A 20,642-nucleotide genomic window follows, 5' to 3' on the forward strand; every position below is an offset into this window, starting at 1 on the left:
CCAGCCGCAGCGGCGGCAAGCACGAGACCGTCGGCCTACATCGCGACCGTCATCCGAGCGCAGGCGCGCGCCCCTGTTTCCACCTCTCGGTTATCGTCCCACTCCGCCTACTCCTGGTGGTTCGGATAGTCGAAGTTGTGGCAATCGGCGCAGAGCGGCTTCTTGCTCGAATGCTCACCGTGGCATTCGACACAAGGCACATCCTGGCCGTAGTGCAGGCTGTCGTGAGGGTTCTGCCCGCTCTCCTCTTCCGTTTCACGTGCGGTCGCCGCCACGATCTCCTCCATACCGTGACACTTCAGACAGGCGCCGTCTTCCGGATAGCCGGCGGGCTGATCGACCCCATGGCAGGCGCTGCACCTGCCCTTCTCGTAGAGTCTCGCGTGGTACTCGCGCCCCTCGATACCATCGAAGTCCTGGAGCTCGCCGTAAGCGAATGTTCCGGCGCCAAGCACTGCCATTACCAGGCAGGTCGCAGTCACATTACGGACAGTAAGGATAGTGCTCGGCAGTTTCATGACATGCTCCTCGCAACGCTGCGCGCTGCCGTAATCCCCATCACCATGCACTCGGGTATCGCACAGCTGCCAAGCCGGCTGACACCATGGATACCTCCCGCCACCTCGCCGGCGGCGTAGAGACCCGGAATGGGGGCGCCGGTCGCAGCGTCGGTCACCTCCGCATCGACATTGATCGCTACCCCGCCCTGGCAGTAATGAACCTTGGGCCAGAGTCGAACGACCATGAACGGCGCCTCGATGAACTTGCCTTCGATCTTCTCCATAGGCTTGCCGAACTGGGTATCCTCGCCATCACGCACGTACTGGTTGTACTCCGCGATCTGTTCACGCAGGGGCTCCAGAGGCACGCCGAACTCGCCGGCCAGCGCGCCGAGATCATCGAACTTCCAGCCCACGTCATACTTGAGCACCTTCTTGGCGCTGGGGTGTTCCTTCGCGTCGGCATAGCTGGTGATGAGAATCGGCGGTAACGGATCACCGTTCTCGTCCCTGTTCGCCAACTCCGCGTCCGCGCGCGTCTTGCGATCCGCAATCTCGTTCATGAAGCGCCGGCCAGTCGCTCGATTGATGGCGATGGAGTGCGGGAAGTTGTAGATCGAATAGTTCGACACGTAGCCGAAACCACCCTCGTCGGGAGAGGCCCATGGCCCGGACTGGATATACGCGAGATGCACGGGAATGGCACCCAGCCGGAACATCGCCAGCATCGCTTCGCCCGTGGCGCCAGGGGCGTTGGTGGAAGTCACCTCGGCAGTCAGGGTCGGATCCTGGGCGGAGCGGAGTTCGATGTTCTGGGAGTAGCCGCCCGTCGCGATGAGCACGCCGTGTCGGCCGCGGACATTGATCATGCGGCCTTCGCTGACATCGCGGTCGTAGTAATAGCGGGTATCCAGCTTGACGCCGACGACCTTGCGGTCGTCGTCCTGAACGAAGTTCGAGAAGCGGCACCGCTTGCGCAGACTCACACCGAGTTCCCGGCACTTGTCGAGCAGCGGCCGAGTGATGCCGGCGCCGCAGCTGACGGTAGTCTGATAAGTTCGGGGAACACTGTGTCCGCCCAACTGCTGGAGGTACGGGTGGAACTCCGCACCGGCGTCCATGCACATCTGCAGCGCCGACGCCGCGTTCTCGGCGATGTGCCGCAGTAGCGCCTCGTGCGCCACGCCGCGGCCGGCCGCAAGCTGATCCGCCACCATGGTCTCCACGGAATCCTTGACGCCCTCCTGCTGCTGCAGCGGCGTACCCGGCGCGGCAAACAGGCCGCCGTTGATCGCGGAGTTACCGCCGAAATACGGCATCTTCTCGAAGATCACCACGTCTTCCAGGCCCTTCTCGCGGGCCTCTATGGCCGCGGCGAGACCGGCGAATCCGGAGCCGATGATCACCAGGTCATACGACTCGTCCCACTCGGTCGTAGCGGCTCTTGCAGACCCCGCGATCAGCGGGACGGTCATGCTCGCGATGCCGGCGGCGCTGACGCCCTTCAGGAAGTTACGACGCGAACTCGTTGGTTTTCCCTCTGCCATAGCGGCTCCTCCGGTCCCGACACTGATTCGATTCGCGAACAGGTTATGTCGAAAGTTAAAGGCGCGTAATCGTGGACTTCCTCGGGCGGACGGGACGTGGTCGAGGAATTTTGCCTTGAAACCAAGAGTTACGGGTGGAGAGGGCCGCTGTCGGTGGTCGTCGACATCGGCGGCCAGGGGTTTGGCGGGACAGAGGCCGCGGGTCGTGCAGGCAGCAGGATGACCTGGCGTCCGGCAGAATCGGGTTGGCAAACCGCGGACACCGGTCGGGCCTGAAGGCCCTCCTACTTCGGGCGGTAGGTCAACAGGCGGTAGGTCTTGTAGCGCTCGAAGGTCGCCGCACTCCGGTGCCCGTCCAGGTATTTGTAGCGGAACTTCGCCAGCTTCTTGCGGAAGATGCGCCCGAGGAGCCAGCTCGTCTTCGGGTAGTTGCCGGTCAGATACTCGCCGAGCGTGCCCGCGGCGGGAGCGACCCGCATCTGCAGCAGCTCGTTCAGCAGGTCGAGGTTCGGGCTCACCCGTGTGGTGATGTCCTCGTCGCGGAGCGACGCGAACGGAGCGGTGCGCATACGCTCACGGAACCGGCGCCAGTCGTGGCCGCCGCCGAAGCTGCGGTCGCCCGGCCCGCCGTCACCGTGGTGCTCGGACTTGAAGAAGTCGCAGATCACCAGCAGGCCGCCCGGCTTCAGGAGCTCGCCGACACCGCGGATCGCCGCATCGAGATCGATGTACTGGAAACTCTCGCTGAAGAGCACCACGTCGTACACACGGCCGGCAGTGTCGTCGCTCGACAGCTCCTCGAACCCGCACTCGAAGATGCGCGACGGCTGGCCCGGCGCAGACTCCAGGCGTGTCCGCACGCGACGCGCGAGGCGCTCCGAGGGGATCACGCCGTCTGCGACATAGCCGCGGGCTCGCATCTGTGCCATCAGATGACCCGTGCCGCAGCCGACGTCGAGGACCCGCACCGGCCCGGGGTCGGGCGGCGGCAGGGCATCGAGCAGCATGTCCGAGTAGCGCTGCTGCGCCGCCTTCAGGTTCGCCATCGACGGCTCGAGCCCGTCGCCCCAAAGTCCGTAGTGGAGGTCATCCGCGCCGAGCAACTGCTCCGTGAGTACCAGGCCGAGTTCCCGGCTGTTCATTCGATCTCGTGTCAATCTTGCGGCCTCCGCCTTCGTTTCTCAGTAGCCTACTATAGGCAGAGGCCCATCCGGCGTCAGCCGCCGCGATTCGGGATTCGGATCATGACACCACGGAATTTTCGGTTCCCGGATCCGCAAAAAAAAGGCCGCCCCGGATTCCGGGGCGGCCTTCTCGTTTAGAAGCCTGGCGGTGACCTACTCTCACATGGGGAGACCCCACACTACCATCGGCGCTGGGCGTTTTCACTTCTGAGTTCGGGATGGGATCAGGTGGTTCCCGCTCGCTATTGCCGCCAGGCAAACCGGTAGGAATCTGGCACCGTAGGAGCGGCTTCAGCCGCGATCGGGATCGGGCCTGAAGGCCCTCCTACATGTCAGACTCCATGTTGGATTAACAATCTGGAAAGTTTTGACGTCAGAGTGTCGCTTAGCGTCGCGAAAACGCTTTGGTGTTATATGGCCAAGCCTCACGAGCAATTAGTACTGGTTAGCTTCATCCATTACTGAACTTCCACACCCAGCCTATCAACCTCGTAGTCTTCGAGGGCTCTTCAGGGACCTCGAGGGTCCAGGGAAACCTAATCTTGAAGGGGGCTTCCCGCTTAGATGCTTTCAGCGGTTATCCCGTCCGCACATAGCTACCCGGCAGTGCCACTGGCGTGACAACCGGAACACCAGAGGTGCGTCCACTCCGGTCCTCTCGTACTAGGAGCAGCTCTTCTCAAGTTTCCAACGCCCACGGCAGATAGGGACCGAACTGTCTCACGACGTTCTAAACCCAGCTCGCGTACCACTTTAAATGGCGAACAGCCATACCCTTGGGACCTGCTACAGCCCCAGGATGTGATGAGCCGACATCGAGGTGCCAAACTCCTCCGTCGATGTGGACTCTTGGGAGGAATCAGCCTGTTATCCCCGGAGTACCTTTTATCCGTTGAGCGATGGCCCTTCCATACAGAACCACCGGATCACTAAGACCTGCTTTCGCACCTGCTCGACTTGTCTGTCTCGCAGTCAAGCACCCTTTTGCCTTTATACGCAACGTGCGATGTCCGACCGCACTGAGGGTACCTTTGTACTCCTCCGTTACTCTTTGGGAGGAGACCGCCCCAGTCAAACTACCCACCATACACTGTTCCCGACCCGGATAACGGGCCTGGGTTAGAACTTCAAACATGCCAGGGTGGTATTTCAAGGTTGGCTCCACGCAGACTGGCGTCCACGCTTCAAAGCCTCCCACCTATCCTACACAAGCAGGTTCAAAATTCAGTGTAAAGCTGTAGTAAAGGTTCACGGGGTCTTTCCGTCTAGCCGCGGGTACACTGCATCTTCACAGCGATTTCAATTTCACTGAGTCTCGGGTGGAGACAGTGTGGCCATCGTTACGCCATTCGTGCAGGTCGGAACTTACCCGACAAGGAATTTCGCTACCTTAGGACCGTTATAGTTACGGCCGCCGTTTACCGGGGCTTCGATCAAGAGCTTCGCTTACGCTAACCCCATCAATTAACCTTCCGGCACCGGGCAGGCGTCACACCCTATACTTCCTCTTTCGAGTTTGCAGAGTGCTGTGTTTTTAATAAACAGTCGCAGCCACCTGGTCACTGCGACCCCCACCAGCTCAGAGAGCAAGTCTCATCACCAACAGGGGCGTACCTTCTCCCGAAGTTACGGTACCAATTTGCCTAGTTCCTTCACCCGAGTTCTCTCAAGCGCCTTAGGATTCTCTCCTCACCCACCTGTGTCGGTTTACGGTACGGTCAACTGTTACCTGAAGCTTAGAGGCTTTTCCTGGAAGCATGGCATCAATCACTTCGCTCCACATAGGGAGCTCGTCATCGCATCTCGGAATTGTGTCCCCGGATTTGCCTAAGGACACTTCCTACATGCTTAAACCGGCAACCAACAGCCGGCTGACCTAGCCTTCTCCGTCCCCCCATCGCAGTAACAGCCGGTTCAGGAATTTTAACCTGATTCCCATCGACTACACCTTTCGGTCTCGCCTTAGGGGCCGACTCACCCTGCGCCGATTAGCGTTGCGCAGGAAACCTTGGGTTTTCGGCGTGCGGGTTTTTCACCCGCATTATCGTTACTCATGTCAGCATTCGCACTTCTGATACCTCCAGCATGCCTCGCGACACACCTTCACAGGCTTACAGAACGCTCCTCTACCACGCATGCAAGCATGCGTCCGCAGCTTCGGTGTACAGCTTGAGCCCCGTTAAATCTTCCGCGCGGGCCGACTAGACCAGTGAGCTATTACGCTTTCTTTAAAGGGTGGCTGCTTCTAAGCCAACCTCCTGGCTGTCTTCGCCTTCCCACATCGTTTCCCACTTAGCTGTAACTTGGGGACCTTAGCTGGCGGTCTGGGTTGTTTCCCTCTCCACGACGGACGTTAGCACCCGCCGTGTGTCTCCCGTGATTGCACTTCCTGGTATTCGGAGTTTGCATCGGTTTGGTAAGCCGGGATGGCCCCCTAGCCGAAACAGTGCTCTACCCCCAGGAGTGAGACACGAGGCGCTACCTAAATAGCTTTCGAGGAGAACCAGCTATCTCCGAGCTTGATTAGCCTTTCACTCCTATCCACAGCTCATCCGATAATTTTTCAACATTACCCGGTTCGGGCCTCCAGCAGGTATTACCCTACCTTCACCCTGGCCATGGATAGATCGCCCGGTTTCGGGTCTGCTCCCAGCGACTGAATCGCCCTGTTCGGACTCGGTTTCCCTACGCCTCCCCTAGGTGGTTAAGCTTGCCACTGAAAACAACTCGCTGACCCATTATACAAAAGGTACGCCGTCACCCCCGAAGGGGCTCCGACTGCTTGTACGCACACGGTTTCAGGTTCTATTTCACTCCCCTCTCCGGGGTTCTTTTCGCCTTTCCCTCACGGTACTGGTTCACTATCGGTCGGTAGGGAGTATTTAGCCTTGGAGGATGGTCCCCCCATGTTCAGACAAGGTTTCTCGTGCCCCGTCCTACTCTTCGTTACCCCCTTGTATCACCTTTCGCATACAGGGCTATCACCTTCTATGGCCGACCTTTCCAGATCGTTCCGCTAGGATCCACAAGTTGATGGTAACTGGGCTGTTCCCCGTTCGCTCGCCGCTACTGAGGGAATCTCGGTTGATTTCTCTTCCTCTGGTTACTTAGATGTTTCAGTTCACCAGGTTCGCTTCCTGCACCTATGTATTCAGTACAGGATACTCCGCAAGCGGAGTGGGTTTCCCCATTCGGAAATCCCCGGGTCAAAGCTAGTTTGTCAGCTCGCCGAGGCTTATCGCAGACTACCACGTCCTTCATCGCCTCCTACCGCCTAGGCATCCACCGTGTGCGCTTAGTCGCTTGACCATATAACCCAAAACGTTCTCCGGGCGGGACTCGCCTGCTCCAGCACCTTTTGCAAAGCAGAACAGACTCGACCCAGGCTCGTCTGACAGGCGGTAGAAGATTACCGGTCTGCCTCAGAACCGTGTCCTTGCGACGCGAATGCGACACTCTAAAAAACTGAGTCCGAAGACTCAGCCTAGACGTCAAAACTTATCCAGATTGTTAAAGAGCAAAAAACATCAAAAGAAAGCTCTGATGCTTTCGTTTGCTGTCTTCGTACAGGCAACAGGGCCACCGGTTGGATGGTGGAGCCAGGCGGGATCGAACCGCCGACCTCCTGCGTGCAAAGCAGGCGCTCTCCCAGCTGAGCTATGGCCCCTATTCGAATTCATGAATCGGGGCTGAAGCCCCTCCCACAGACCGGAATCGGGCCTGAAGGCCCTCCTACATGCATATCCGACGTGGAGATGGTGGGTCTGGGAAGATTTGAACTTCCGACCTCACCCTTATCAGGGGTGCGCTCTAACCAACTGAGCTACAGACCCGGAGTCCACGAAGCGCCCGGGCTCTCTCGAGCGAGGTCGGACAGCAGTCCAGGCCTGTTGCCTATTCAATCAGGTAACTTGTATGGGAGCTCGCGCCTTCCTTTGCGGTTGCGCTTTACTCTTAAAGGAGGTGATCCAGCCGCACGTTCCCGTACGGCTACCTTGTTACGACTTCACCCCAGTCATTGGCCACACCGTGGTAAGCGCCCTCCCGAGGGTTAGGCTACCTACTTCTGGTGCAACCAACTTCCATGGTGTGACGGGCGGTGTGTACAAGACCCGGGAACGTATTCACCGCGACATTGCTGATTCGCGATTACTAGCGATTCCGGCTTCACGGAGTCGAGTTGCAGACTCCGATCCGGACTACGACGTGCTTTCTGGGATTAGCTCCCCCTCGCGGGTTGGCAACCCTCTGTACACGCCATTGTAGCACGTGTGTAGCCCTGCCCATAAGGGCCATGATGACTTGACGTCGTCCCCACCTTCCTCCGGTTTGTCACCGGCGGTCTCCCTAGAGTTCCCACCCGAAGTGCTGGCAACTAGGGACAAGGGTTGCGCTCGTTGCGGGACTTAACCCAACATCTCACGACACGAGCTGACGACAGCCATGCAGCACCTGTCACTCGGTTCCCGAAGGCACCAAGTCATCTCTGACAAGTTCCGAGGATGTCAAGGGCAGGTAAGGTTCTTCGCGTTGCATCGAATTAAACCACATGCTCCACCGCTTGTGCGGGTCCCCGTCAATTCCTTTGAGTTTTACCGTTGCCGGCGTACTCCCCAGGCGGAGAACTTAATGCGTTAACTGCGACACCGAAGGGCAAATCCCCCCGACATCTAGTTCTCATCGTTTACGGCGTGGACTACCAGGGTATCTAATCCTGTTTGCTACCCACGCTTTCGCGCCTCAGTGTCAGTGTTGGGCCAGGAAGTCGCCTTCGCCACTGGTGTTCCTTCCGATATCTACGCATTTCACCGCTACACCGGAAATTCCACTTCCCTCTCCCACACTCTAGTTAAGCAGTATCGAATGCAATTCCCAGGTTAAGCCCGGGGCTTTCACATTTGACTTACCCAACCACCTACGCGCGCTTTACGCCCAGTAATTCCGATTAACGCTTGCACCCTCCGTATTACCGCGGCTGCTGGCACGGAGTTAGCCGGTGCTTCTTCTGTAGGTTACGTCAAGACCGGTCGGTTATTAGCCGCCGGCTTTTCTTCGCTACTGAAAGTGCTTTACAACCCGCAGGCCTTCTTCACACACGCGGCATTGCTGGATCAGGCTTTCGCCCATTGTCCAATATTCCCCACTGCTGCCTCCCGTAGGAGTCTGGGCCGTGTCTCAGTCCCAGTGTGGCTGATCGTCCTCTCAGACCAGCTACGGATCGTCGCCTTGGTGAGCTTTTACCTCACCAACAAGCTAATCCGACTTAGGCTCATCCAATAGCGCGAGGTCCGAAGATCCCCCGCTTTCCCCCGTAGGGCGTATGCGGTATTAATCCGAGTTTCCCCGGGCTATCCCCCACTACTGGGCAGATTCCTAAGTATTACTCACCCGTCCGCCACTCGACGCCTGGGAGCAAGCTCCCATCGTTTCCGTTCGACTTGCATGTGTTAGGCATGCCGCCAGCGTTCAATCTGAGCCAGGATCAAACTCTTCAGTTTAAACATTGAAGTTTGAAGAATGAGATCCCCAAGCTCTAAATCACATTGACTTAGGTTTGGTTCGCTCACTCTGGTTTTCGCTTCCGAAAATTCCAGCGCGAGCGCCCACACAAATTACCTGATTGTATTGTTAAAGAGCGAGTCCCCGGAATCCGGGGCAGACCCACAATTATACAGGCAGGCCGGGGTTGGTCAACAGTCCAGGCTGCCTGCATCACTGCATTTTCGGGGTCTCCTGCCGGCGACGCGGCCGTCAGGGAGGGCGCATTATAGCGACGATCCCGCCCCCGTCAACAGCAGACGGCAAATTCTTTTCGCCGGCGGCCGGAGTGCCGCCGGAATACCCTCGGCAGACGCCCTTCCAACCACTGTCTTGGGCCGTCTCCGGAGCCCTGCGTTCCGGTGCGCGAATGCTTGCCGGGCGGAGGCGGTTCTGGCTGAATGCCGCCATGAAAAGAGACACGGATCGGCCCGCCGCGGCCCTCGTCTGGGACCTGCCCCTGCGGCTGTTCCACTGGCTGCTGGTACTGGCGCTGGCAGGCAGCTGGATCACCCACGAGCTCGGCGTGAAGTACATGGAGTGGCACATGCGGCTCGGCTATCTGGTGATCGGGCTGGTCCTGTTCCGGCTCCTTTGGGGTTTCGTCGGGCCGCGCCACGCGCGCTTCGGAGATTTTCTGCGCGGCCCCGGGGCGGTCGCCGCGTACGTCAGAGACTGGCTGGCCGGGCGCGCGCAGGTCAGCGCGGGGCACAACCCCCTGGGCGGCTGGTCGGTGCTGACCATTCTGGCCGTGGTGACCGTGCAGGCGGTGACGGGACTGTTCAATACCGACGACGTACTCACCAGCGGTCCCTGGCACGGCGCGGTGTCCGACGACCTGGCCGGCACGCTCTCCTGGCTGCACGCCGTGAACTTCAACCTGCTGCTGGCGCTGGCGGGCCTGCACGTCGCCGCCATCCTTGCCTACTGGCTCAGGCTGCGCATCGACCTCGCGACGGCCATGATCACCGGCCGCAAGCGGAGTGCCGACCCGGCAGCGGGAATCCGCGGCCACCGGCTCCTGCTGGCCCTGCTCCTGGCCACGCTCGCGGCTGGCGTGGTGTGGCTGATCGTGGACCTGGCGCCGGAGCCGGCGGCCGCGGATTTTCTGTTCTGAGCGTTCTGTGCTTGGCAGGTCCCCTTCCGGGGGCGGCGCTCAGTCCTCGCGGAAGCGGTCGTGGCAGTCCTTGCAGGCCTGCCCCATCTCGACGAACGCCGTCCTGAACGCGTCGAAATCACCGCCGGCCGCCGCCGTCTCCAGCGCGGCGCTCTTGTCGCGGATCGCGGCGGCCAGTTGCAGGAACCCCTCCTTTTCCTCCCAGATCGCGTCCTTCGCCTCGGTGGGCAGGTCGTAGCCACGCGTATCGGCGGCAAAGGCGTCGGGGATCATCGGCACCAGCGCAGCAATGCGGCTGGCGTGCGTCTCCGCCCTGGCCGCGTCGAAGGGGATCTCCTTCTTGGCCATGCCGGCGAGCGGCCCGGTATTCCACCCCACCAGGTTGAACAGCGAGTGCCGTACCTCGTACGCCTTCTCGGCCTGATTCGCATCCATGGCGAACGCGCTGCCCGCTGCCAATACGGCCAGACAAACGATCATCTTCCTGAAATGCATCTGTACTCTCCTTACAATTATCCTGCGGGCGGCACGGGCCGCACCGTCCATTCCCCCGATTTCCGGTATCAGGTCAGCGTGACCCGCGCGAAGCGGCGCTTGCCGACCTGGCAGACATGGGTATTGCCGGCCTCGAGCTCCAGATCCCGGTCCTCGATGCGGTCGCCGTCCACCCGCACCGCGCCCTGACCGATCATGCGGAATGCCTCCGAGTTGCTGGAGACCAGGCCCGCCGAGCGCAGCACCCGGGCGATGCCGAGCCGGCCGTCCTGCGTGGCCACGTCGAGCGCCGGCATGTCCGCGGGCATGTCGCCCTTGCGGAAGCGGGCGATGAAAGTCTCCTGCGCCGCCTCGCCCGCGCCGGCACCGTGGAACCGGTCCACGATCTCGCGGGCGAGCTCGAACTTCACGTCCCGGGGATTGCGGCCTTCCGCGACGGCCTCGTGCAGCGCGCGGATATCGCCCAGCGGGCGGAAGCTGAGCAGCTCGAAGTAACGCCACATGAGGTCGTCGGAGATCGACATGAGCTTGCCGAACATCTCGTCCGGCGGCTCCGTGATGCCCACGTAGTTGTTCAGCGACTTGGACATCTTCTCCACGCCGCCCAGACCCTCCAGCAGCGGCATGGTGAACACCACCTGGGGCGCCTGGCCGTAGTCCTGCTGCAGCTGCCGGCCGACCAGCAGGTTGAACTTCTGGTCCGTGCCGCCGAGCTCCACATCGGCTTTCAGGGCCACCGAGTCATAGCCCTGCACCAGCGGATAGAGGAACTCGTGGACGGCGATCGCCTGGCCGCCGGTGTAGCGCTTGTGGAAATCGTCGCGCTCGAGCATGCGCGCCACGGTATGGCGGGAGGCCAGCCGGATCATGTCGGCCGCACTCATCTCGCCCATCCAGCGGGAGTTGAATTCGATGCGGGTGCGATCGGGGTCCAGGATCTTGAAGATCTGCGCCTCGTAGGTGCGCGCATTCTCCCGCACGTCGTCCTCGCTGAGCGGCGGGCGGGTGGCGTTCTTGCCGGAGGGGTCGCCGATCATCCCGGTAAAGTCGCCGATCAGGAAGACGACCTCGTGGCCGAACGCCTGGAACTGGCGCATCTTGTTGATCAGCACCGTATGGCCGATGTGCAGGTCCGGCGCCGTCGGGTCGAAGCCGGCCTTGACCACCAGCGGCCGGCCCTCGGCGAGTTTCGCACGCAGTGCACCTTGCGGCAGCACCTCCTCGGCACCGCGGGTCAGTTCCTCGAGCTGTTGTTCGGCGGGAATCTGCTTCATGGCTCCTGTCGCCCCGTTGCTATAGCCCGGGTTGACCGAACCCCGGGGCCGCGGCGGGCGCGCGCCGCGCTGCGAATCTTGCCCGACGCGGGGGCGAATCACAAAGGGTGCTGCGGGCCGGACCCCGAAGCGGGCCCCCACGGCCTGCGTCGGCATCTGAAAAAGCCGGTTTAACGACCTGATTTGCTACCGCTTTCTTTGACTCGATTATGTCTTGTGGCTACATTATCCGTTGCCCTATACCGGAGAGCCGCCTTGCACCGTCCTGTGAGCCCGATCAGGCACGATTACAAGCACAAGCTCGCGCACAGGAACCCGGCCCCGAGGCGCCTTTCCTGGTTCGCCGTGGGTCTCGGCCTGCCGCTGGCCATCGTGGCCCTGCTGGCCGGACTGCGGGATGCCGGCGGCACCGCGGAGCAGGTCAGCCCCGACATGATGGAGCGCGAGATCGCCGCGTCGCTCAGCATACCGGCACCGCCGGTGCAGCGCCGCAGTGAATCACTGGCGGAACTGCTGACGCCGAGTTCGCCCGCCGAAGTCGCCCAGATCGTGCCGTATACGCCGCTCACTCTGGAGGTGGCTCGCGGCGACACCCTGGACCGGCTGTTCCGCCGCCACTCGCTCAGCATCGCCGACCTGGCCCGCATCACCGGCCTGAAGGAGGCGAAGGAGCCGCTGCGCCTGATCCGCCCCGGGGACACGCTCGAGATCCGCCACAGTGACGGGCGCCTGCGCCGGCTCTACAAGGAGCTGGACCTCACCTCCGCGCTGGTGGTGGAGGCCGACGGCGACGACTTCGCGGCCTCGATCGTCGAGCGTCCGATCGAGGTGCGCGAGAAGATGGCCCACGGTGTGATCGAGACCTCGCTGTTCGAGGCCGCGATGGATGCCGGCATCTCCGACAACGTCATCATGAACCTGGCGGGCATCTTCGCCTGGGACATCGATTTCGTGCTCGACATCCGCAAGGGCGACGAGTTCTACATCCTCTATGAAGAGATCTGGCAGGACGGCGAATTCGTCAGCAACGGCGAGATCGTAGCCGCCGAGTTCGTGAACCGGGGCAATACCTTCCAGGCCCTGCGCTTCGTGAATCCGGAAGGCGACAGCGACTACTACACACCGGACGGGCGTAGCGTACGCAAGGCCTTCATCCGGGCGCCGGTGGACTTCGCCTACATCAGCTCCAACTTCAACCCGAACCGCCGCCACCCGGTGCTGAACACCATCCGCGCCCACCGCGGCGTGGACTACGCGGCACCCACGGGCACGCCCATCAAGGCCGCCGGCGACGGCAAGGTCATTTTCCGCGGCCGCAAGGGCGGCTACGGCAACACGGTGATCCTGCAGCACGGCGGCAACATCACCACGCTGTACGCCCACATGTCGCGTTTTCATTCCCGTGCGAAACCGAACAGCCGCGTCAGGCAGGGCCAGATCATCGGTTACGTCGGCGCCACGGGCATGGTCACCGGCGCCCACCTGCATTACGAGTACCGGGTGAACGGCGTGCACCGCAATCCGCGCACCGTCGAGCTGCCCGAGGCCGAGCCTATCCGCGCGGCCTGGCGCGGCGAGTTCATGGCGGCCGCGGAACCGCTGCTGGAACGCCTGAACCGCTATCGGACGACGCGCCTGGCCTCGCTGCAGTGAGGCCAGGCGGCGCCCCGGCGCCGTGCCCCCCTGACCCCATGAGCGAACTCTTCCTCGGCCTGATTTCCGGCACCAGCATGGACGGAGTGGACGCCGCCGTCGTTGCGTTCCCCGAGCGGGGCCGGCGTGGCTGCGAGCTGGTGGCCACGGCCTGCTACGCCTATGCGGACGACCTGCGTGCTGCGCTGGAAAGGGCAGTAGCCGACCCGGCCTCCTGCCACCTGGATACGCTCGGCCGGCTGGACGTACAGGTGGGCGGCGCCTTCGCCGCCGCCGCGCTGCGTCTGCTGGCCGGCGCCGGGCTGGAGGCCGCAGACGTCCGCGCCATCGGCAGCCACGGCCAGACGCTGCGCCACCGGCCGGACGCCGACACGCCGTTCACGCTCCAGATCGGCGACCCCAACGTCATCGTCGCCCGCACCGGCATCACCACCGTGGCGGATTTCCGGCGCCGGGACATCGCGCTGGGCGGCGAGGCAGCACCCCTGGCGCCGTCCTTCCACGGCTGGCTGTTCGGCGACGGGGCGCCGGTGGCCGTGATCAACATCGGCGGCATCGCCAACCTCACACGGGTGGACGGCGACGTGCGCGCCGGCTTCGACAGCGGCCCCGGCAACACCCTGATGGACGGCTGGATACGGCGCCAGCGGGACGAGGGCTGGGATCGGGACGGGGCCTGGGCACGAGAGGGAACAGTCTCCCCACTGTTGCTCGAGGCCTGCCTGGACGACCCCTACTTCACCGCGCCGCCGCCGAAATCCACCGGCCGCGAGTATTTCAATGCCGACTGGCTGGATGCCCGGCTGGAAGCCCTGCCGGAACAGCCGCCGCCCGTCGACGTTCAGGCGACCCTGTGCGAACTCACGGCGGTCACGGTCGCCCGCGCGGTCGGCGAGCACGCACCAGGGGTGAACCGGGTGCTCGTGTGCGGCGGCGGTGCGCACAACGGCTTTCTCATGGAACGGCTGACGGAGCTGTGCACGCCTGCGGAGGTCACGAGTACGGCGACCGCAGGCCTCGATCCGGACTGGGTGGAGGCCGCCGCCTTCGCCTGGCTGGCCAGGGAGACGCTGGCCGGGCGCCCCGGCAACCGGCCCCGGGTCACCGGGGCTCAGCGCGCGGCCATCCTCGGCGGCATCTACCTGGCGGACGGGGGAGCCGCCCCCGCCGGGTGAGCACCCCGCTGCTATACTGATCGGCCGCCCCTGCGCTGAAGGAGCACGGCCGTGGACACCGAGAACCTGAGCCTGCCGGACTACTACATCAATCGCGAGCTCAGCCTGCTCGAGTTCAACAAACGGGTACTCGCCCAGGCGCTGGACACCACGACTCCGCTGCTCGAACGCCTGCGCTTCCTCTGCATCTCCTGCACCAATCTGGACGAGTTCTTCGAGATCCGGGTGGCCGGACTGAAGCAGCGCGAGGAACTCGGATCGGCCGCACCGGGGCCGGACCGTATGACGCCCCGGGAGACCCTGGCGGCGATACGGGGCGAGGCGACCGAACTCGTGGAGCACCAGTACCGGCTCCTGAACGAGGGTCTGATGCCCGCACTGGCGGAGAACGGCGTGCACTTCGTCCGCCGCGACGAGTGGACGGACGGCCAGCGGGACTGGCTGCACGCCTATTTCCACGATCAGGTGCTGCCGGTGCTCACGCCGCTGACCCTGGACCCGGCGCGTCCCTTCCCGCGCATCCTGAACAAGAGCCTGAATTTCATCGTGGCGCTGAAGGGCAAGGACGTCTTCGGCCGCCGCCGTCACCGGGGCCTGGTGCAGGCGCCCCGCTCCCTGCCGCGGCTGATCCCGCTGCCGCCGGAGCTGGGCACCCCGGGCGAGGAGAACTTCGTCTTCCTGTCGTCGGTGATTCACAGCTTCGTCGACGAACTCTTCCCCGGCATGAAGGTGGACGGCTGCTTCCAGTTCCGCGTGACTCGCAACAGCGACCTGTACGTGGACGACGAGGAGGTGGACGACCTGGTGCGGGCGCTGGAGGGCGAGCTGGCCGCCAGCCGCTACGGTGCCGCCGTGCGCCTGGAGGTGGCGAGCGAATGCCCCGACGAGCTCAGCACCTTCCTGCTGGACCATTTCGAGCTGGATGCCGAGGACCTCTATCCGGTGGACGGTCCGGTCAACCTCAACCGCCTGCTGCGGGTTTGCGACCTGTCCGGGCGCGATGACCTGAAGTTCCGGCCGTTCACGCCGGGGCTGCCCGCCGGCCTGGTGGGCGCGGAGACGATCTTCGACGCCGTCGACGCGAAGGACGTGCTGCTGCACCACCCGTTCCAGGCCTTCACACCGGTGATCGATTTCATCGCCCAGGCCGCCGCCGATCCTGACGTGCTGGCCATAAAGCAGACCCTGTACCGCAGCGGCCCCACCTCACCCATCGTCGACCACCTGGTGGCCGCCGCCCAGGCGGGCAAGGAAGTGACGGTGGTCATCGAGTTGATGGCCCGCTTCGACGAGGCCGCCAACATCTCGCTGGCCAACCGGCTGCAGCAGGCGGGCGCCCACGTCGTCTACGGCGTGGTCGGCTACAAGACCCACGCCAAGATGGCGCTCGTGGTCAGGCGTCGCGGCGAGGAACTGCGCCGTTACGTGCACCTCGGCACCGGCAACTATCACCCGCAGACCACCCGCGTGTACACGGACTACGGCCTGCTCTCGGCTGACCAGTCGCTGGGCCGGGACGTGCACGAGGTCTTCATGCAGCTCACCAGTCTCACCGAGATCCGCGGCCTGAAACGCATGACCACCGCGCCCTTCAGCCTGCACGACCGCGTGCTCGCGCTGATCGAGGCGGAGACCGCAGCCGCAGGGCGGGGACAGCCGGCGCGGATCATCGTCAAGGTGAACGCGCTGATCGAGCCGCAGGTGATCCAGGCCCTGTATCGCGCCTCGCAGGCCGGCGTCGAGGTCGACCTGATCGTGCGCGGCATCTGTTCGCTGCGCCCGGGGCTGCCGGGCGTGTCCGAGAACATCCGGGTGCGCTCCATCGTCGGCCGCTTCCTGGAGCACTCACGCGTGTATTTCTTCCTGAACGGCGGTGACGAGCTGATCTACTGCGCCAGCGCGGACTGGATGGAGCGCAACTTCTTCAACCGGGTGGAGACCTGCTTCCCGCTCACGCGCAAGTCGCACCGCAACCAGGTCAAGGCCGACCTGGAGCTCTATCTCGAGGACAACACGGACGCCTGGGAACTTGCCGCCGACGGCCGCTATCGCCGCCTCTCGCCCGGGCCGGACGCCGGCACGCACTCGGCGCAGGGCGCCCTGCTTCAGCGGCTGGCGGAGACCTGCTGACCGGCGAAGTCCACCTCCAGCCGGTAGCCGGTGGGTTTGAGATACTGGACCTCCCGGTCGAGATCGGCCAGCGTCAGCGGGTTGTTGTCCAGCCAGCCGTCGGGGAAGGACAGGGCGAGTGATCTCTTGCCGACCACCACGCGGGTCTCCAGCGGCAGATCCGCCGAGCGGCTGCGGTTCAGGAGCACCGCCAGGCGCAGCAGGAGGGCCAGGCGCCACACCCGTTTGCGCTTCTTCTCCGGCAGCCGGTCGAGGCGGTCCTGGTCCGGGCGTTTGCGCTGCGAGGCGATCAGGCAGGCCAGCACCTGCTGCTCCAGGCGGGGGAAGCCGGGCAGGTCGGCGTGCTCCACGATGTAGGCGCCATGCTGGTGGAAATTGTGGTGGGAGATATCGAGACCGATCTCGTGCAGCCGCGCCGCCCATTCCAGCAACTTCGCATCCAGCGGGTCGGTGAGCTTCCACGGCTTCGCCACCTGGGCGAGCAGCCGCCCGGCCATGAGCGCCGCGCGCTCCGACTGGTCCGGATCGACGTGGTAGCGCTCGACCAGGGCCTGCACGGTGCGCTCGCGGGCATCGGCGTGCTGCAGCCGGCCCACCAGATCGTAGAGCAGACCCTCGCGCAGCGAGCCGTCGGAGATGTTCATGCGCTCGATGCCGAGCGAAGCGAATATCTCGGCCAGGATGGACAGCCCGCCCGCCCAGACCTGGGCGCGGCGCTGGGACAGACCGGGCAGGTCGAGCCGCTCGATGCGCCCCTGGGCAATCATGCGCTCGATCAGCTCCTCGACGTTGCCGAGTGTGAGGCCTTCCGGATGCAGGACGCCCAGCTCCCGGGCCACCGCCTCGGCGGAGCGGACGGTGCCCGAGGCGCCGATGGCCTCCTGCCAGCCGTGCTTGCGGAAGAACGCCTTCACCGGCCTGAGTTTCAGCTGCGCCGCCGTGCGCGCGCGGTCGAAGGCCTTGCGGGTGAGCTTGCCCTCGGGGAAGTAGCGTTCGGTCTTGCCGACGCAGCCCATGGACAGGCTCTCCAGCGCCTCCGGCTGCTCGCCCTGCCCCAGTATCAGCTCGGTGCTGCCGCCGCCGATGTCCACGACGAGCCGGCGGCCCTCGATGGGCGGCAGGCTGTGGGCCACGCCGAGGTAGATGAGACGGGCCTCCTCAATGCCCGAGATGATCTCGATGGGCTGGCCGAGGGCGGCCTCGGCCTCGGCCAGGAAGCCGGCCTCGCGGCGGGCCCGCCGCAGGGTATTGGTGCCGGCCGCGCGCACGTTGGAGGCATCCACGTCGCGCAGCCGCTCGCCGAAACGGCTCAGGCACTCCAGCGCCCGGGCCTTGCTGCTCACCGTCAGCCCGGTCTTCGGTGACAGGCCCTCGGCGAGCCGCACCGTCTCGCGCAGGCGGTCCAGGATGGTGAGCTGACCGTGGCGCAGGGTGGCCACGATCATGTGGAAACTGTTGGAGCCCAGATCGACAGCGGCGATGACGCTGTCCTGGGAGTGATCGTCGTTCTGGTCGTTATTGGAGACGATGCCGGTCTCCCCTCCTTCCCGCCGGTGGCCGCCGCTGCGGCGACGTCAGGCTATCAGACGGAGAACGACGAACCGCAGCCGCAGGTGGTCTGGGCGTTCGGGTTGCGGATGATGAACTGCGCGCCTTCCAGGTCTTCCTTGTAGTCGATCTCGGCGCCCATGAGGTACTGCACGCTCATCGGGTCCACCAGCAGCGTGACGCCCTGGTTCTCCACCTGGGTATCGCCCTCTTCCATCTTCTCGTCGAATGTGAATCCGTACTGGAAGCCGGAACAGCCCCCGCCGGAGACGAATACGCGCAGCATGAGTTCCTGATTGTCTTCCTCACGGATCAGTTCGCCCACTTTCTGCGCGGCCGCATCGGTAAACACCAGGGGCGGCGGCGGCATCTCGGTGGGTTCGGGTGTCGTCGTCGAATTTTCCATGCTTCTGCTTCCCCGGGCCCGCGTGCGGGCCCTGTCTGCCGGTCTCTACTTGTCGATTCCGATTCGGGTCGATTCCGATTCGGGTCGATCTCCTATTTCGCGCCCGTCGCAATCTTGGGCGCCGGCATCTTCGCGGTATCGCCGGTCTTGTCGGCCTTGCCGCTCTCACCGGCATCCCCGGCGGCCTGGCCGGCGCGCGTATCCGCGCCGTGGACCAGCTTGCCGTTGATCTCCGCGCCGATGGCCATCTCGATCAGATTGTAATACACATTACCGATGACCCGCGCCGTGGGCCCGAGTTCCACCCGCTCGCTGGCCGTGAGGTCGCCGCGCACCGTGCCTTTCAGCACCACATGGGGCACGGTCACGTTGCCCTCGATGGTGCCGTTTTCGCTGATGCTGAGCGCCGAGTCGCTCTGCGGATCGGCGCTGACGTTGCCGTGGACGGTGCCGTCCACGTGGCAGCCGCCGTCGAAGTGCAGGTCGCCCTGCACCCGCGAATTCGGGCCGACCAGCGTGTCGATGGTCGTGTGGCGCTTGTTCTTACGTCCAAACATGGCTTACTCCGTGAAGCGGGTTCATCCCGGGCTCGTGGACCCCCGGGTTCATCCCGGGCTCGTGGACCAAGGAAAACTCTGCTTGATGCCCGAGTTGCCGCTGCCGCTCGGCATCAGTTCGACATTGACACGATCCGGCTCGAATCCCTCCGGCAGCACCAGTTCCCGCTCGAAGTCCTGGAAGTACCGGAACGAGAACGCCCAGCGCGCGCCGCCGTCTTCGGCCGCCAGCTGGGCGAAGGGGATGGTGACGGCCTCGCCGCCCCGCGCCCCGTCCACCGACAGGCGCACCGTCCCCGACACGCGCTGGTGGTGCTGTTTCACCTGCACGAGCACCAGCCGCAGACGATAGCGGGACTCCTCCGCGCCGCGCAATACCTGGAAGTCCTGCACCCGCAGACCGCTGCTGGAGTCCGCCGGCGAGATAATGCCGCGGTAAAAAGCAATGGCCTCGCGCTGTTCCTGGATCTTGTCCTGCAGCGAGCGGAAACCCTCGTCTATGGCCTTGTATGCCTCCTGGTCCGTCTTGCGCAGCGTCTCCAGCTTGATGACTTCCTCGCGCAGCGCCGCCCCCTCGGCCTCCAGCGCAGCGATGCGCCCGGTCAGATCGTCCCGCTCGCGGGCGGTCTCGAGACGGTTGTAGCCCGCGTGCAGCCGGCCCGCCTCGTACACCAGGTAGCCGGCGCCGAGGACGGCCGCGAGGGCGACAGCGGCCAGCACACGGCTGCGGATCGGGGAGGCATTCGGCATAGGGTCCGGGATCGCGGGATTCTGTCAAAACGGGGGCTATGGTACGCGGCGGCCGCCGCCCCCGGAAGTGCGGTGTGTCACGGATCGGCCACGCACCGGCCCGCCAGCGGCGCTGGGTCGGCCGGACGCCGCGATGCCCTCAGGGCGTGAACCCGGCGCGGCGCAGGTCCTTCGTGAACACCGCCCGCCAGCGGTGCGGCCACCAGCGCGGCTGCGGCGGCGGCCCCTCCGGGAACAGGTGGGTGGCCAGCTCGAACAGCGCCCGGGCGTAGACCCGGCGCTTGAAGTAGATGACCTCGTTGACCGGACGCCAGTAATCCACCCAGCGCCAGCGGTCGAACTCGGGCGTGTGGCTCAGGTCGAGGCGCAGCCGCTCCTCGGCGGAGACGAAGCGCAGCAGGAACCAGCGCTGCTTCTGGCCGATGCAGACGGGACTGTCGCCCTGGCCCCGGCGGCGGACGTAGCGCTGCGGCAGGCGATAGGAGATCCAGTCCCGGGTGGCCCCCAGCACCTGGACGTCGTGGTGCTCGAGGCCGAGCTCCTCGTACAGCTCCCGGAACATCGCCTGCTCCGCGCTCTCGCCGCTGTCGATGCCGCCCTGGGGGAATTGCCAGCCCTTGCGTCCGGCGCGGCCGGCCAGCAGCAGACGATCGGCCTCGTTCGCCAGTATGATGCCGACGTTCGCGCGGAAGCCGTGCTCGTCGATATTGTCGGAATTCATGGAAAACCTCTTGGCCGTCATTCTTCCACAATCCCGAATACCGGACC

At 64.1% G+C, this 20,642-nt stretch carries 14 protein-coding genes, 2 tRNA genes and 3 rRNA genes; 4 read left to right on the plus strand and 15 right to left on the minus strand.

Annotation, left to right across the window (positions count from 1 at the left end; genetic code table 11):
* Window positions 1-107 precede the first annotated feature (107 nt).
* The 8 genes from ACJMKX_RS03150 to ACJMKX_RS03185 all read right to left on the minus strand — a co-directional run bounded on the left by ACJMKX_RS03150 (window position 108) and on the right by ACJMKX_RS03185 (window position 8,729).
* Window positions 108-518 carry a cytochrome c3 family protein gene (locus ACJMKX_RS03150; protein ID WP_405220916.1) on the minus strand — a complete coding sequence of 137 codons (411 nt, stop codon included), beginning with the start codon at window positions 516-518 and terminating at the stop codon, window positions 108-110.
* Complete coding sequence (locus ACJMKX_RS03155; RefSeq protein WP_405220918.1) at window positions 515-2,047, minus strand: flavocytochrome c; 1,533 nt, start codon at window positions 2,045-2,047, stop codon at window positions 515-517. The genes ACJMKX_RS03150 and ACJMKX_RS03155 overlap by 4 nt, the downstream gene beginning before the upstream one ends.
* Before the next feature lie 284 nt (window positions 2,048-2,331).
* On the minus strand, window positions 2,332-3,189 hold the full coding sequence (locus tag ACJMKX_RS03160) for a class I SAM-dependent methyltransferase (protein ID WP_405220921.1): 858 nt from the start codon (window positions 3,187-3,189) through the stop codon (window positions 2,332-2,334).
* 182 nt (window positions 3,190-3,371) lie between these two features.
* A 5S ribosomal RNA gene (gene rrf / locus ACJMKX_RS03165) occupies window positions 3,372-3,487 on the minus strand.
* A gap of 158 nt (window positions 3,488-3,645) precedes the next feature.
* Window positions 3,646-6,540 (minus strand): 23S ribosomal RNA (locus tag ACJMKX_RS03170).
* A gap of 282 nt (window positions 6,541-6,822) precedes the next feature.
* Window positions 6,823-6,898 (minus strand) — tRNA-Ala (locus ACJMKX_RS03175).
* Window positions 6,899-6,987: 89 nt separating this feature from the next.
* Window positions 6,988-7,064, minus strand: a tRNA-Ile gene (locus ACJMKX_RS03180).
* Between the two features lie 123 nt (window positions 7,065-7,187).
* Window positions 7,188-8,729: ribosomal RNA gene (locus ACJMKX_RS03185) — 16S ribosomal RNA — on the minus strand.
* Together the 16S, 23S and 5S rRNA genes with 2 tRNA genes alongside form the textbook arrangement of a ribosomal RNA operon.
* Window positions 8,730-9,178: 449 nt before the next feature.
* Here ACJMKX_RS03185 and ACJMKX_RS03190 point away from each other — a divergent pair.
* Window positions 9,179-9,886: a cytochrome b/b6 domain-containing protein gene (locus tag ACJMKX_RS03190; RefSeq protein WP_405220924.1), complete on the plus strand. Its 708-nt coding sequence runs from the start codon at window positions 9,179-9,181 to the stop codon at window positions 9,884-9,886.
* 39 nt (window positions 9,887-9,925) lie between these two features.
* Here ACJMKX_RS03190 and ACJMKX_RS03195 read toward each other — a convergent pair whose 3' ends face one another.
* Window positions 9,926-10,381, minus strand: coding sequence for a c-type cytochrome (locus ACJMKX_RS03195; protein WP_405220927.1), 456 nt, complete (start codon window positions 10,379-10,381; stop codon window positions 9,926-9,928).
* A gap of 68 nt (window positions 10,382-10,449) precedes the next feature.
* Window positions 10,450-11,655: a tyrosine--tRNA ligase gene (gene tyrS / locus ACJMKX_RS03200; protein ID WP_405220930.1), complete on the minus strand. Its 1,206-nt coding sequence runs from the start codon at window positions 11,653-11,655 to the stop codon at window positions 10,450-10,452.
* Window positions 11,656-11,922: 267 nt separating this feature from the next.
* Here tyrS and ACJMKX_RS03205 point away from each other — a divergent pair, with 267 nt between their 5' ends.
* Genes ACJMKX_RS03205 through ppk1 form a run of 3 tightly spaced genes read left to right on the plus strand, consistent with a single transcriptional unit; the run spans window position 11,923 to window position 16,613 of the window.
* A complete protein-coding gene (locus tag ACJMKX_RS03205) occupies window positions 11,923-13,308 on the plus strand; it encodes a peptidoglycan DD-metalloendopeptidase family protein (RefSeq protein WP_405220932.1) in 1,386 nt (461 codons plus the stop codon).
* Between the two features lie 38 nt (window positions 13,309-13,346).
* Window positions 13,347-14,483 (plus strand): anhydro-N-acetylmuramic acid kinase, encoded by a 1,137-nt coding sequence (locus tag ACJMKX_RS03210; RefSeq protein WP_405220934.1) that lies wholly within the window; start codon window positions 13,347-13,349, stop codon window positions 14,481-14,483.
* 51 nt (window positions 14,484-14,534) lie between these two features.
* Entirely contained in the window at window positions 14,535-16,613 is a 2,079-nt protein-coding gene (gene ppk1 / locus ACJMKX_RS03215) for a polyphosphate kinase 1 (protein WP_405220937.1), read from the plus strand.
* Here ppk1 and ACJMKX_RS03220 read toward each other — a convergent pair.
* From ACJMKX_RS03220 to ACJMKX_RS03240, 5 genes are all read right to left on the minus strand, one after another.
* Complete coding sequence (locus tag ACJMKX_RS03220; protein WP_405220940.1) at window positions 16,589-18,058, minus strand: Ppx/GppA phosphatase family protein; 1,470 nt, start codon at window positions 18,056-18,058, stop codon at window positions 16,589-16,591. The two genes, ppk1 and ACJMKX_RS03220, sit on opposite strands and share 25 nt — an antisense overlap.
* 137 nt (window positions 18,059-18,195) lie before the next feature.
* Window positions 18,196-18,567, minus strand: a complete 372-nt coding sequence (gene erpA, locus ACJMKX_RS03225) for an iron-sulfur cluster insertion protein ErpA (RefSeq protein ID WP_405220942.1) — start codon at window positions 18,565-18,567, stop codon at window positions 18,196-18,198.
* Between the two features lie 92 nt (window positions 18,568-18,659).
* Window positions 18,660-19,124: a bactofilin family protein gene (locus ACJMKX_RS03230; protein ID WP_405220944.1), complete on the minus strand. Its 465-nt coding sequence runs from the start codon at window positions 19,122-19,124 to the stop codon at window positions 18,660-18,662.
* A gap of 48 nt (window positions 19,125-19,172) precedes the next feature.
* Window positions 19,173-19,874 (minus strand): DUF6776 family protein, encoded by a 702-nt coding sequence (locus tag ACJMKX_RS03235; protein WP_405220945.1) that lies wholly within the window; start codon window positions 19,872-19,874, stop codon window positions 19,173-19,175.
* Between the two features lie 139 nt (window positions 19,875-20,013).
* Window positions 20,014-20,595, minus strand: a complete 582-nt coding sequence (locus ACJMKX_RS03240; RefSeq protein WP_405220947.1) for an RNA pyrophosphohydrolase — start codon at window positions 20,593-20,595, stop codon at window positions 20,014-20,016.
* Between the last annotated feature and the right edge of the window lie 47 nt (window positions 20,596-20,642).

Origin of the sequence: Lentisalinibacter sediminis, assembly GCF_040706615.1 — a bacterium.
In the GTDB taxonomy this organism is placed as follows: Bacteria; Pseudomonadota; Gammaproteobacteria; order Steroidobacterales; family Woeseiaceae; genus Lentisalinibacter; species Lentisalinibacter sediminis.